Raw genomic sequence first — 13,998 nt, 5'->3', positions numbered from 1 at the left:
TAGTGGACAAGGCTCCGGCAAGGTGAATATATGACCGCTTCAGGTGAGTTCGAGTGGTTGGAGTGGCCCGCACTTGATGCTTCCATACGCGTCACCGGCCGGGGCCGCGCGCCTCGCGGGGCTGGCCGCCGAGGCGTTCGATGCGGCCCTGCTTGTGTTCGACGCGTCGGCGCTGGCGTGGCGTCAACTGCTTGCGGCCGCTCTGCTGCAGGTAGGTCGGCTGCCGCCGGTCGTTCGACATGGGCGTGCTCATCGGATCGTCCCCTCTCGCCGATGCGCCCATTTTGCGTCCGGTTCGGGTGAGGTGGCTTCACCCGAACCGGACGAGGGCCGGAGGCGGCCGTCCGGCCGCGGCTCGCCGAACCCTCGGCCGGAGGCCGAGGTAGCGGGTGGCAAGGTTTACCAGCCCGACATGCATCGCGCATCTCCCCGAAGGCTTCCTTGAGGCAACCATGCACGTCTCGGCTCGACGTCGAGGAGGGCTGGCCCTATCTATGACGCGGGCTTTCAGGGCCCGGCCATGAGTGGGGTTTCGACCCGTCGATAGGGCGCGCGAGCTGCCGGAAAGGGCAAAGGGGCCGCGCGGCCAGGCCATCGATGTCGGCCGGGAAAGTACGTGGTATCCACCCATGAACGGGTCGGGCGCGGCTGGCATGCTCTGCGCGTATGAGCGTCGAGCCGATGCGACGGGCCGACGGTGCCCCCGCGCCCGACGGGCTCGATGACGGCTGGTGGGTGCCGGCCCTGGCGTTGCACGAGCGGGCCCACGGCGTCGACCAGGTGACCGAGCGGCGGGACGGGACCTCCCGGGCCAGGTTCGACCGGTGGCGGGAGCGGTACGGTCCGCGTGGCGGCCCGGCGTTCCGGTGGCGGCTGTCCGATGTCGGGCTCGACGAGGCCGGCCTGCTGCGGTTGCTCGCCGAGCCATCGGCCGCGCTGGCTGCCCGCGTCGCGCGTCCCGACTGGGTGGGGATGGTCGAGGCGGCGATCCGGTCGGCGGCCGTACCGCCCGCCGAGGTACCCGTGCCCGACCGCTGGCAGGAGGCGTTCGCCTGGCCGATGCGGACCCTGGTCGCGGCGGCGGTCGAGCAGGCCGTCGCCCGGCTCACGCCGGTCCAGGCCACGGCGCAACTCGACCTCGTCTCGGTGGCGGAAGGATTCCGCGCCGACCTGAACGACCGGCTGGTGTGCCTGGCCGCTCGTGCGATCGTGGCGGAGTTGCACGACTGGCGCGACAGCGGCCGGCTGCGCGGGAGCGATGGCCGGCAGCGGTTCGCGGAGTTCGTCCGGCAGCTCACCGGACCGGACGGGCTGTGCCGGTTCTTCTGCACCTATCCGGTGCTGGCCCGGCTGCTGGCCGAGACGAGCCGGTTCGAGGCCGAGGCGCTGGCCACGACGCTGACCCGCTTCGCGGCCGACCGGACGGAGATCGTCCGGGTCGTGCTCGGCGGCACCGATCCCGGGGCGCTGTGCGCGGTCGGCACCGGCCAGGGCGATCCGCACCAGCGTGGCGACGTCGTCCGGGTCCTCCGCTTCAGCAGCGGGGCGCGGATCGTCTACAAGCCGCGTGGCATCGGGACGTCGCTGGGCCTGGCTGAGCTGATCGCCTGGCTGAAGGCCGCCAACCCGGGGCTGGATTTGCGCAGCCCGATCGTGCACGCCTGTGGCGAGTACGGCTGGATGGAGTTCGTCGCTGCGGCGCCGCTGGCCGACCCCGCCGCCGCGGCGGCCTACTACCGGCGGCTCGGGTCGCTGCTGGCGCTGCTGTACATCGTGCACGCCACGGACATGCACTGCGAGAACATCATCGCCGCCGGTGACCAACCCGTGGTGGTCGACGCGGAGACCCTGTTCCACCCCAGCATGCCGGGAATCGGCAGCAACGACCCTGCCGCACGGGTGCTCGCCGGCTCGGTGGCCCGTACCGCGCTGCTGCCGTCGGCCGAGGTCGGCGAGCACGGGGTGGACACCTCCGCACTGACCGGCTCGGTGGGAGCGGTGACCTGGCGCTGGGAGGCGGCCGGCACCGACCAGATGCGGTTCGTCGGCCGGGCGTTGCAGGTCATCGAGGGGCCGAGCCGGCCTCGCCTGGGCGGTCGGGTCGTCGATCCGGCGGCGTACCAGCGGGACCTGCTGCACGGGTTCCGTTCCGGCTACGACGCTGCCCGCCGGGACCGGCAGCGGCTGGCGGAGATCGTCCGCCGCTGTGCCGACCTGCACGTGCGGGTGGTGCTCCGGCCCACCCGTGAATACCACGCCCTGCTCGACGCCCTGGGAGATCCCGACGTGCTGCGTGACGGGCTCGACCGGGATCAGGCGCTCGACGCGTTGTGGACCTCGGCGCCCGACGAGCTGCGCCGGTCCGCGGCACCACACGAGGCGCTCGACCTGTGGGCCGGCGACGTCCCGCTCTTCCAGACCCGTCCGGGTGGCCGCGAGGTGTGGGCCTCGGACCGCACCCGGCTGCCGACGCTGTTGGCCGAACCCGAGATCGATCGGGTGACCGGGACCATCGACCGCCTCGGCGACGTGGACCTGCAGGACCAGGAGTGGATCGTCAAGGCGACGATGGCCATCCGCCGGCCCGTGCCGGCACATCGTCTCGACCGGCCGGCACTGACGAACCTCGACGCGGTCGCCGCCCCGCCCCAGCGGCTTCTCGCCGCGGCGTGCGAGGTGGCCGACCGGCTCGTCGCCTGCGGTATCGCCGACGGCGACCGGGTCAGCTGGCTGGGCGTCGAGCCGGTCGACGAGCAGCGTTGGCTGCTGCTGCCGACCGGGTTGGGCCTGGCGCACGGCACCCTCGGCATCGCGCTCTTCCTGGCCCACGCGGCCCGGCTCAGCGGAGTGCCGAGGTATGCCACGGTGGCCCGCAGCGCGGTGCGTGCGTACCCACAACTGCGCAGCCTGCTCGCCGACCAGCCGCACCTGGCGGCAGCGGTCGGTTGTGGCGGCCTGTCCGGCCTGGGCGGCATGGCCTACGGGCTGGGCCGGCTGGCGGTGCTGCTCGACGACGCGGAACTGGCCACGCTGGCCGCCGAAACGGTCGACCTGGCCGCCACCGTGACCAGGCAGGCCCCGCCCGACTGGCGCGACGGCCTCGCCGGCTGCCTGGCCGCGATGCTCGCGGTGTACCGCGAGTTGGGGCTGCGGTCGGCGCTGGCGCTCGCCCAGCGCTGCGCCGACCTGCTGGTGCTGTTGGTGCGGCGGGCGGTACCGGGCGACGTGCCGGAGGGCTTCGTGACGGGTTGGGGTGGTATCGCGTACGCGCTGTACCGGATGGCGGAAATGAATTCCCGCTACCGGCCGCTGGCCGCCCGTGCCACGGCGCTGACGCCCTCCGCCTCCCCGATTTCCGATGGCGTTCCCGGCTGGTGCGCCGGGGAGGCCGGACGGGTGCTGGCCGCCACGGTCGCGGGCCGCCCGGCCGCCGCCGTCGAACGGGATCTGCGGGCGCTGACCGCCCGGCAGGTGCCGCGCGACCTGAGCCTGTGCCACGGTGAGATGGGCGTCGCCGAGGTGCTGACCGTACTGGCCGAGGCCGGCCACCCGCAGGCTGCGCGGGAACGCAACCGCCGCGCTGGGCTTGTGCTCGACGCGATCCACCGGCATGGCCCGATCTGCGGAACTCCCGACGAGATGGAGACGCCCGGCCTGCTCACCGGGCTGGCCGGGATCGGGTACGGGCTGTTGCGCGTCGGTTTTGCCGCCCAGGTGCCCTCGGTGCTGCTGCTGCAGCCGGTGGAGCCGGCAGGATGAGCCAGGCATCGCCGGTCAAGTGCCGTTCGATCACAATGGACGGATCCCAATGAGGTCCGCTAACCCGGGAGGTTGCATGTTCAGCCGCGACGACAACCAGACGCACCGTGTGGAGAGCGACGACGAGCCCGAGCAGCGCCGGTCATCCTTCGGGGTGCGGGCCGCGATCCTCGCCGGACTGGTCGTCGCCACCACCGGCGGCGTCGCCGCCGTGGAGTTCACCGAGGACCCGGTGCGGATGATCGCGGAAACCCACTCGACCTGTTGCCCCCCGATCACAGAACGCTGATCGGGCCGATGTCGTCGCCGGGCCCGGCCAAGCGGGCCGGAACCACCGCACCGGGCCCCGCCCGACACGTGCCGTGGACCAGGATGTGCACCGACGGTAATATCCGACAGCCGTGAGGAGTCGTTCGTCAACCATCGTCGGCCGGGACGACGAGCGACGTGTCATCGAGGAGAAGCTGGCCGCCGCGCGGGCGGGCGCCGGCGCTGCCGTCTTCCTCGTCGGCGAGGGGGGCATCGGCAAGTCCCGGCTGGCGGCTGCCGCCGCCGACCTCGCCTACGCCAGCGGCATGCGGTTGATGCAGGGCCGCAGCAGCACCACGGGTCCATTGGTGCCGTACCGGCCGCTGACCGAGGCGATCCTGTCGCTGGTGCGCTCGGGCGACGCGGTGGACCTCGACGCGCTCGGTCCGTACCGGCCGGTGCTGGGCCGGCTGGTGCCGGACCCCCGCCCCGCCGGCCTGGAGCACAGCGACGCCTCCCTGGTCATCCTCGCCGAGGCCGTGCTCCGTTTCACCGCGCTGGCCGGGCAGGGCACCGGCTGCCTGGTGACGCTGGAGGATCTGCACGACGCCGACTCGGAGACCCTCGGCGTGACCGAGTACCTGGTCGACAACCTGTCCCAGCAGCACACTCTCCTGCTCGCAACGCTGCGCTCCGAGCCGTGCCCCGCCCTGGATCTGGTCCGCTCGGTCGCCCAGCGTGGGCGCGGTCTGCTGATCGAGCTGCACCGGCTCGACCGGGCCGAGGTGCTCCAGATGATCGCCAGCTATCTCGAGACCGAGGTCGGGGACGTTCCGGCGGCGGTCACCGAACTGGTCTGGGCCGGGAGCACCGGCAATCCCTTCCTCGTCGAGGACCTGCTGGCCAGCATGTGGCACAGCGACGTGCTGGTGGAGACGCCCACCGGCTGGCGGCTGCACGAGGAAGCCTTGGCCAATCGCCCCGACACGTTCATGCGCAGCGTCCGCCGCCGCACCGAGCAGCTCTCCGGGCCGGCCCGGGATCTGATCATGGCGGGTGCGTTGCTCGGCTCCCGTTTCCCGCTCAGCGTGGCGCAGGCGGTGACCGGCATGACCGACCGGGAACTGCTCACCCACCTGCGGGGCCCGGTCGCGGCGCAGCTCGTCGCCGCCGACGATCGGGCCCCGGACTGGTACCGGTTCCAGCATCCGCTGATCCAGGAGGCGTTGCTGAGCCTGCTCCAGCCCGCCGAACGGATCCGGCTGGCCCGGCGGGCGGCCGAAGCGGTTGTTACCGTGCATCCCGGCCTGCCCGGCGAATGGTGCCAGGTCGCCGCCGCCCTGCGGCTCGCGGCCGGCGAGCGGGTCGCCGCAGGCCGGCACTTCGCCGAGGCAGGACGACGCTCCCTCACCGCGGGCGCCGCCAGCTCGGCGGTCGCCCTTCTCGAACGCGCGTGGGACCTGCTGGCCGAGGACGAACCCTCCGGCCGCGCCGACGCGTTGGAACCGTTGATCTACGCGTTGGTCGAAGCCGGACGGATGGACCGCGCGCTGGCCGCCGTGCAGATCGTCGAGCAGATGGGCGGGGCGCTCGACCAGCGGAGGCTGGCCCGTCTGCACACCCGGCTCGCCTGGGCCGCGATGCTGGCCGGCGATCTCGACGAGGGCCTGGAGCGGGTGAGGGCCGCCCGTACCCTGCTCGGCGCCGACGCGCCGCCGGCCGACCTCGCCGAGGTCGACGTCGTCTCCGCCCACCTGGAGCTGGACCGGCCCGGAGCGGACCTGGACAAGGTCGAGGAGATGGCCCGGCAAGCGGCGAGGGTGGCACAGTCCGTGCCCCTGCCGGTGGTCGCCTGCCAGGCCTGGCAGCTGCTCGGCGCGCTGGTGCGCCAACGCGACGCGGCGGAGGCCACCGCGTGTCTGGAACGCAGCCGCGTGATCGCGGTGGAACACGACCTGCCGATCTGGGAAATACACGCCCTGGTCCGGCTCGGCAACGACGACGCCCTGCGCGAGGCCGACACATCGCGGCTGGAACAGGCGAGCGCGCAGGCCGCCCGGATCGGCGCGGTGACCGCCCGCCACCAGGCGGAGGCCAGCATCGCCCTGCAGGCGATCCTGCGGTGCGAGTTCACCCGGGCGTCGACCCTGATCGAGCAGGTACGCATCGCCACGAGCAGGCTGCGGCTACGGGAGACGACCGAGTACGTCCGGCTGCTCCAGGTGGTCCTCGCCGCCCACCGGGGCCGCCGACGGGACATGGACGACGCCCTGACCCGGCTCACGGCCGAGCACGGTGAGCAGAGCCGCAACAAACCACGCATCCACGGCCTGGCCCGCGCGTTCTGCGCCCTGCTGGAGGAGAACCGCCAGCGGGCCGGGGAGGAACTGTCCCTGGCGTTCGCGGCGGAGGACCGCCATCCCGGAACGGTCCAGCTCGTCGGGCGGCACGGCATCGGCCTCCTGCTCACCGTGATGTCAGCCGACGGCGAGGCGCCGCCGGGCACCGCGCTGAGCCCGTTCCGTTGGGACCGCCAGTTTGCGATCTTCGCCCAGGCGGTCGCCGCCGGACGGGCCGGGGACGCGGCCGGCGCGACCAGCGCCGTCGCCGAGGCGCTGCGGGTCGGGCAGCCGTACCCGATGGGACGGCACCTGGGATTGCGGCTGGTCGCCGAAGCGGCGCAGCACGACGGGTGGGGCGCTCCGGTCGAATGGCTGCGAACCGCCGAGGAGTACTTCCACCAGGCCGAGGTCAGCGCCGTCGCCGGCGCCTGCCGTACCCTGCTGCGTGCCGCCGGCGCCCGGGTGCCGCAGCGGCGGACCAACTTCGACCAGGTACCCGCCGCGCTGCGGTCGGTCGGGGTCACCGGACGGGAGTTCGAGGTGATGCGGCTGCTGGTCGACCGCCTCAGCAATCGGGAGATCGCCGAACGGCTGTTCCTCTCCTCGCGCACGGTGGAGCGGCACATCTCCAATCTGATCGTCAAGACCGGCCTGCGGAATCGATTCGCGCTGGGCGAGTTCGCCCGCGAGCACCGCGGCTGACCACCTCGGCCCGCCACCGGCTCAGCGCCGTGCCCCTGCCCCGGACAACGTCACCACCCGGTCGAACCGGTCGTCGAGTTCTTCGTCTCCGTGCAGCACCATGAGCAGGCCGCGACCCCGGGTGCGCTCGGTCAGTTCCCGCAGCGCCAACTCCCGCGCCTCGTCGTCGAGGTTGGCGAACGGTTCATCGACGAGGTAGACGTCGGCGTCCTCGCAGAGCAGAGCGGCGATGCCGACCTTCTGCCGCTGCCCGGAGGAGAGCCGGGTGGGCAACTGGTCATTCAGGCCGTCCACTCCCATCGAGACACGCAGACCCTCGTCGGGGACCAGGTCGCGTACCGGCAGGGGAGGCAGGTGAACCGGTGCGGTCAGCGAGGCGACCCGGGGTGGCAGCGTGACCAGACCGGCGTCGGGCGCGAGGGTGCCGGCGACGATCTGCAACAGCGTCGTCTTCCCGCAGCCGTTGGGCCCGCGCAGCAGCACGTGCTCGCCGGGGTGCAGCTCGAAGGCCTCGATCGACACGCGGGTGCCGGCATCGTAGGAGACCCGTACCCCGTGCAGCAGCACCATCGGGCCCCGCTCGTGGTACGGGGCCGCCGTGAAGCCGCGCAGCGTGTGGATCCGCCGCAGCACGGCGGCGTTACGGCGGAACTGCGGGATGGTGTTGATGACGGTGAGGATGCCGGTGACCGCCCGCCACAGTGAGTTCACGAAGGCGAGGAAACCACCGAACGACATCCGGCCGGCGAACACGAAGAAGGCCCCGACGACCATGGCGGCGGTGTCCGACAGGTTCATGGTGAGGTCACTGAGCGTACGTTGCCGGAGGTTGAGGCGATGGTTGACGAAGGTGATGTCGAGGAATCCCGACAGCGCCGTGCGGTTGACCTGCCGGGCGCCGGGCAGCAGCAACGGCAGTCCACGCACCGCGCGGACGGCCTCCAGCGTCCGGGTCAGCTTGTTGATGTACCGGGCCTCGGCCTCCCGCTCGGGTTCGGTGTTCTCCCCGATCCGCTTGGCGATGCGGTTGCTGACGAACACCAGTGGCGGGACGATGACCAGCAGGATGAGGCTCGCCTGCCAGGACAGGTAGAGCAGCACGCCGACGAAGACGACCGAGGCGATGACCTGCTTTGCCACCCGGACCGAGACGTCGATGGCCGGCAGCACGCCCTCCCGGACGTCGTTGTGGATCCGGCTGACGTACGAAGCGTTGCCGGCGGTGGCCATCTGCCGGCTGTCCAACCCGAGCGTGCGGTCCAGCAACTCCATCTCCAGCGACAGCACGAACGAGTTCTCGAACCGTTTGCGCCACCACGAGTTCGCGTAGGCCCCGAGGTTGATGGCGAGGCCGAGCAGCAGGTAGAACGCGCCGAGAGCAAGGAACCGGCCGAAGTCGCCGGCCAGGACCGCCTGGTCGAAGATCGCCTTGATCAGTAGCGGGTGCAGCAGGGCCTCGGTGCCACCGAGGATCGCCTCGATCACGACGATCAGCGCGAACCGGGGGCGGTTGCCCTGCAACGTGCGCCACAGCTCGCTCACCGTGGCACCTCGTCGAGCAGGAAGTCCGTCGTCCCGCCATGGTTGACCCGGTGCAGCACCCGCAGCACCCCGGCCGAGCCGGTCATGAGATCGCAGGCGCAGCGCAACAGCCCTTCGCCGGGCATGGCCAGCGGGGTGGTGTCGCCGCGCCGGGGCACCCCGAACCGCTGCGCGGGTTCGAAGAGGAAGACCTTCCGGACATAGTCGAGCTGCCGCAGGGCGACTTGACGGTACGACCGGTCGCCGAGGATCTCGGCCGCGTCCAGCAGCGCGTCGACGATCCCGCTCATGCCGAAGGCGTAACCGGGCATCGCGGCATAGTCGATGTCCAGGCTCCGCAGCACCGGCCGCGCCGCAGCCAGGTCGCCGTAGCGCAGCAGAACCTGCGCGACCCCGGCCGAGCCCACCTCGACGTACGGCAACAGGGTCCGGTTGTGCTCGAAGGTGACCGAATCACCATCCCAGGCAACAGCATTGGCCATCTCCCAGTCCAGTGCCCGTCGGCCGAGCCGCAGGTAGGACTCGTCCCGGGTGATCTGGTACATCCGCAGCAGGAACAGGGCGACGCCGGCCTGACCGAAGCCCAGCCCGGTCAGTGGCCCGTCGGTGGCGAACTCGTTGAGCCAGTAGACGTGCTCGCCGTCGCGGTGCGCGCTGTCGCGGAGCAGTTGCGCGCACCTCCGGGCCGCGGCGAGGTCGCCTTCGGCATGCCCGCGCAGGTAGAAGCGCAGGTTGGTCATGCCCAGCCCGGCGAGACCGTAGTAGAAGGTGTAGTCCTCGGAGGCAGTGACCCGCCGGTTGGCCTGCGCCAGCAACTCCCGTGCTGTGCTGGCCGCGCCGATGTCGTCGAGGGCCCAGGCGATGCCCGCCAGGCCGCTCATCAGCCCGTTCGGGTACTCGTCGACCTCGATGTCGCGTACCCGCTCGTCGAGCCAGGTGCGCCACTGCGCCCGGATGGACAGGCCGGAGCGGTCGAGCGCCCACAGCACGCCGGTGGCGCCGAAACCGAGGCTCAACGGATTGGTGAGGTGCGCGAAGGGGTCGACCGGGAACAGCGTGCGCCGGTCGAGGTCGGCCGTGGCCTCGATGAACGCGCCAACCCCGGCCTCCACCTCCGCGAGCCCGAGCCGCTGCTCGACCACCGGCGGGCGGGTCGGCAGCTCGACCCGCTCGACCAGCTCGGCCTCGTTCCCGAGCTGGTCGAGCACCTCGCTGAGCGAGGTCTTCGCCTCGGCCAGGTCGACGATCAATTTGTGGATCTCCTCGGGCCACCCGAGGTTGTCGGTGTAGATCCGGTAGAGATCGAAGACGTCCTCGCGCAGGAACGACATCGCCGCGATGGGGAAGATGAAGTAGGCCATGATGGCCGCGACGCTGTACAGGTCGCCCTCGGTGGAGGACGCGCCGCCGAAGCGCCGCGAGTGGCTGAAGCCCGGCGTGTACAGCTCGATCGACTGCTGTAGGTGCTGGTCCTCGTCGGTGGATTCGGTCAGCCGGCACGACTCGAGGTCGATGACGGTGACCTTGAAGGTGTCGCGGTCGATGAGCAGGTTGGTGGCGGTGAGGTCGCCGAGGATCACGTGCCGTTCGTGCGCCGCCTGGATCGCGCTGGCCAGACCGCGGAAGACGGTGAGGAAGACGCGCAGGAAGTCCCGCGACCCGGCGGCGTCGAAGCGCGGCTTGACGAGCGGGTTGTGCTCGAACAGGATCGCCCGGATGTCGGAGCCCTCGACGAACTCCTCGGCGAGGAAGTGGTGCTCCCAGTGGCGGAACCTGGCCACCGGGGCCGGGAACGAGCCGACGTCGGCCAGGCGGTTCAGGAAGGTCCACTCGCGCGCGTTGATGTCGACCGCGTCGTGGCCCTCGCGCAGGTTGATGTGCGTGTGGGGGCGCGCCTCCTTGATCACGACCGGTCGGTCGCCGTGCGCGGTGTCCTCGGCGCGGTAGACGCCACCGCTGCTGGAGAACTGGATCGCCTCGACGACCCGGAAACGCCCGCCGAGGAGTTCCTCGTCGTCGGCCTCCTCCGCCGGCTTCCAGTCGTCCAGCGGCCAGGGCAGCCACCAGGGCTGGGAAAACGCCGGCTTCCGGTCGTCGGGCACCGGGCCGTCGGGGCCCATGATGTACGGCACCCGCCGGCCCATGGCGTCGACGGTGTGGGTGTCCAGCAGTTGGCCGTAGCGGAAGTAGAGCGCCTTGCAGTCCCGGTAACGCATGTCGGAGAGCACGTACGCGCCCTCGGCGTCGGCCAGGAGCCGCGCCAGGTCGGCGAGGCATCTGCGGAACTCGTCGTCGTCGTTCGGATAGATCGTGATGAGCTTGCCGGAGCTGCCCCGAGCCATGCCCTTGGAGTTGAGCATCTCGAAGACGTTGAGGTCGAGCGCGACCTTGAAGTCGACGCCCTGTTCGGTCAGGTAGCCGATGACCGTGCCGACCACCTCGCGCACGTCGTGCCGCGACGCCGAGACATGGATCTTCCATCCCTGCGTGGGCAGGGCGGGATTGTGCCGGTAGCTCCACCAGATGCCGGAGCGGACAAAGCGCGACCTGGTCTCCTCGTCGAGGTCGGACAGGAAGTGGTCCGGCCGCGGCCGGTAGTAGACGTCGAGCGGATCGTAGAAGAGCGTGTCGTCCCAGGCGAAGAGAAACCGGTTGACCCATCGTTCGTCGCGCATACCAACCTGCCCGCGTGGCTCGTCATGAGTGCGTACGTCCGCCCGTGAAGCGAGGGGCCAGGTAGGGCAACGGGGTCGTCCCTACCCGGCCCGTACATCACTTCTGCTGCTCGCCGTTGCAGCACGAGTGGGTGCTGCTGCTGCAGCTGTTGCCCAGCACGCCGTACTCCACGGCGCGCGGCTGCATGGTCTGCAAACGGAGAACGCTCATCCTGTTCACCTCCTCCGCTGGACGTAGTTGCTCGGAGCACCGGCGGGACATCAGCTCCTGCCGATGCGCCGAAGCTAACGAGAGCCGGCGTGGCGACGCATGCGGGACCAACCCCCACCTTCGTCGACGCCCCGACCCTCGGGGCCGGGCGAAAGTGGGTGGCTCTTCCGGATTGACGCCAGCGGCCGTCGTCCCGGCTCGCCGGTCCGTCGTGGCCCGGTCTGGGTGCCCTGCCCGTGGACTGACGGGCACCCAGGCACGGGTGGGTCAGGTCGGCTTGCTTACCCGGCCGACGGCTTCAGCAGCGTCGCGGCATGCGCCACTGCTCGGCGGGCGATGCTGCCTCGAGCAGGGACAGGATTCGGCGGGCGACCTGCCCCGGGTCGATGTCTGACATGCAGGCCGGCCCGTCGGGCGAGAGCGGGCAGCGGGCATCCCACCAGCACACCTGCTCGGTGATGGCGGTCGGCTGGCGGTGCGGGCAGTCGGGCAGCCCCTGTATCTCACGAACGGTGTCGACGCCCAGGCCGTACCGGCTGGCCAGGGTCGGGCCGAACAGCGCCACGGTGCGGGCGCCAACCGCGGCGGCGAGGCGGACCGGCCCGGTGTCCCCGCCCACCACCGCGCCGCCACGGCGGGCCACGGCGGCGAAGCAGGCGGCGAGGTGGCGCAGGTCGCCCGGCGGCAGCACCGGCGCGGGTGGGCCGGCGGTCACCGTCAGCACCGGGAACCCCAGCTCGCCCAGGCGGCCGGCGAGGGTTCGCCAGGATCGCGGCGGCCACCGCTTCACTGCCATCCCGGCGTCGGGAACGAGGAGGACCGGCGGGCGCCGGACCGGATCGGGTAGGAGGCCGGCCAGCGTCTCCTCGCCCAGTGCGCGCTCCTCGGGACGCAACCGGACCTGTGGGAAGAGGCCGAGCGCGTCCGCGCCGAGCAGCCCTTCGTCGTACAGGATTCGCAGGTAGCGGCTGCCGACTAGCTCGTCGGGTGGGGGTCGGCGCCACAGGTCGGTGACGCATCGTGCACCGGAGGCGGCGAGCAGCTCCGGGATTCGGTCGTAGCGGGTGGTGGTGACGGCTAGGTCCGGCTGGTGTTCCGCCAGCGCCCGCGCCACCGCCGCACCGGCCGTCCCCGGTCCGTCCGGGGCGACGTGCACCCTCGTCACCGCCGGATCGTGCCGCAGCAGGTCGGACCCGGGCGCGTGGGTGACCACCCGCAGGGCCGCCCCGCGATGGCCTCGGGCCAGCCCGTGGATGGCCGGCAGCAGCATCACCAGGTCACCGAGGCCGCCCAGGAGGTCCACCACCAGGATGTCCCGGTAGCGCTCACCTGCCACGCCGCCTGCAAACCAGCTCGTAGAGGTCGCGGTGCCGGGCCGCGACGACCGGCCAGGACCGCTCGGCCACCAGTTTCCGCCCGCGTTCGCCGAGGCGGCGGCGCAGGTCCGGGTCGTGCAGCAGTGGGCGCAGTGCCGTCACCACAGCGCCGGCGTCCCGGCGGTGGGGGATCACCGCCACGGCCCGGCCCGCTGCGAGTGGACCTTGCAGTCGGTCGGGCGGGGTCACCGCCGTGGGCACGCCGTGGGCCAGGGCGGCGAGCAGGGCGCCGCTCTTGAGCGTGACGCCGGCGGTGAACGGCAGCGCGGCCGCGTCGGCCGCGTGCAGCAGCTCGGACACCTCGGCGGCCGGCAGGTGCCCGGTGAAGGTCACCGCATCGGACACCCGGAGCCGGTCCGCTAGGCCGGTCAGCTCGGCGCGGTACGCCTGTGCCTCCGGCTCGGGGAGTGCCTGCGAGGTGAAGCCACCCACCACGGCCAGGTGGAGCGCTGGTCGCTCGGCACGGAGCGCCGGCAGTGCCTCCAGCAGGTAGCGGACCCCCTTGACCGGGTGCACGAAACCGAAGAACACCAGCAGGAAGGCGTCCGGAGCGAGGCCGAGGCGGCTGCGTACGCGCTCCCGCGCCCCGCTGGCAGGGGCATGGTCGGTCACGTTCGGCGCGAGCGGGATCTCGACCGGGTGGCGGCCGGTGCGGTTTCGCAGCAGCCGTCCGTGCTCCGGATTGGTCACCACGAGCGCGGTGCTCGCCGGGGCGAGCCGTCCGGTCTCCCGGTCCCAGAGCCGGGCCGCCTCCAGCGGGCGCCAGACCCCGGCAGGGATCCAATGCGGGGTAGCCCAGGCACCGAACTCGTGCAGCGTGGTCACCGTCGGCAGGCTGGCCGGCAGCAGGTCCGGCAGCAGGCCCGGGGACCGGGCGAACCGGTACGCCGACGGGGCAAACTGGATGTGCGCCACGTCCGGCCGCAGCCGCCGCACTTCGCGGGCGGCGGTCAGCGTCGCAGTCCACCACCCGCTCGACCGGGGCGGACGTACCGGCACCGCACTCACCTGCACGCCCTGCGCGGCCAGCGCGTGGCTCAGGCGTACGACGTAGTCGCTGACCCCGTCGCGCTCGGGCCGTCCCGGGCCGTGCACGACGCACACCCGCAACTGCTCACCGGTCACCGGATATCCGCTCCCCA

The 13,998-nt window shown here is 71.9% G+C and carries 9 protein-coding genes; 3 read left to right on the top strand and 6 right to left on the bottom strand.

What is annotated here, in order from left to right; all coding sequences use genetic code 11:
• Nucleotides 1–91: 91 nt before the first annotated feature.
• A complete protein-coding gene (locus tag Vqi01_RS25230; RefSeq protein WP_204037338.1) occupies nt 92–253 on the bottom strand; it encodes a hypothetical protein in 162 nt (53 codons plus the stop codon).
• A gap of 413 nt (nt 254–666) precedes the next feature.
• Between Vqi01_RS25230 and Vqi01_RS25225 the strand changes: the two genes are divergently transcribed.
• From Vqi01_RS25225 to Vqi01_RS25215, 3 genes are all read left to right on the top strand, one after another.
• Entirely contained in the window at nt 667–3,759 is a 3,093-nt protein-coding gene (locus tag Vqi01_RS25225) for a type 2 lanthipeptide synthetase LanM family protein (RefSeq protein ID WP_204037337.1), read from the top strand.
• Nucleotides 3,760–3,835: 76 nt separating this feature from the next.
• Nucleotides 3,836–4,048, top strand: coding sequence for a hypothetical protein (locus tag Vqi01_RS25220; RefSeq protein WP_204037336.1), 213 nt, complete (start codon nt 3,836–3,838; stop codon nt 4,046–4,048).
• Nucleotides 4,049–4,160: 112 nt separating this feature from the next.
• Nucleotides 4,161–7,052, top strand: a complete 2,892-nt coding sequence (locus Vqi01_RS25215; RefSeq protein ID WP_204037335.1) for an ATP-binding protein — start codon at nt 4,161–4,163, stop codon at nt 7,050–7,052.
• Between the two features lie 21 nt (nt 7,053–7,073).
• Here the strand turns inward: Vqi01_RS25215 and Vqi01_RS25210 are convergent, their stop codons facing one another.
• From Vqi01_RS25210 to Vqi01_RS25190, 5 genes are all read right to left on the bottom strand, one after another.
• A complete protein-coding gene (locus Vqi01_RS25210) occupies nt 7,074–8,594 on the bottom strand; it encodes an ATP-binding cassette domain-containing protein (protein ID WP_204037334.1) in 1,521 nt (506 codons plus the stop codon).
• Nucleotides 8,591–11,269: a class III lanthionine synthetase LanKC gene (lanKC, locus tag Vqi01_RS25205; RefSeq protein ID WP_204037333.1), complete on the bottom strand. Its 2,679-nt coding sequence runs from the start codon at nt 11,267–11,269 to the stop codon at nt 8,591–8,593. The genes Vqi01_RS25210 and lanKC overlap by 4 nt, the downstream gene beginning before the upstream one ends.
• Nucleotides 11,270–11,366: 97 nt before the next feature.
• On the bottom strand, nt 11,367–11,480 hold the full coding sequence (locus tag Vqi01_RS25200) for a class III lanthipeptide (RefSeq protein ID WP_204037332.1): 114 nt from the start codon (nt 11,478–11,480) through the stop codon (nt 11,367–11,369).
• A 298-nt stretch (nt 11,481–11,778) separates the two neighbouring features.
• Nucleotides 11,779–12,816 (bottom strand): glycosyltransferase family 9 protein, encoded by a 1,038-nt coding sequence (locus Vqi01_RS25195; RefSeq protein WP_204037331.1) that lies wholly within the window; start codon nt 12,814–12,816, stop codon nt 11,779–11,781.
• Nucleotides 12,806–13,981, bottom strand: a complete 1,176-nt coding sequence (locus Vqi01_RS25190) for a glycosyltransferase (protein ID WP_204037330.1) — start codon at nt 13,979–13,981, stop codon at nt 12,806–12,808. The genes Vqi01_RS25195 and Vqi01_RS25190 overlap by 11 nt, the downstream gene beginning before the upstream one ends.
• Nucleotides 13,982–13,998 lie beyond the last annotated feature (17 nt).

The sequence above is a fragment of the Micromonospora qiuiae genome (assembly GCF_016863555.1).
GTDB classification, from domain to species: domain Bacteria; phylum Actinomycetota; class Actinomycetes; order Mycobacteriales; family Micromonosporaceae; genus Micromonospora; species Micromonospora qiuiae.
The sequence above is the reverse complement of the archived record's forward strand: the minus strand, read 5'-3'. Positions and strand labels throughout refer to the sequence as shown.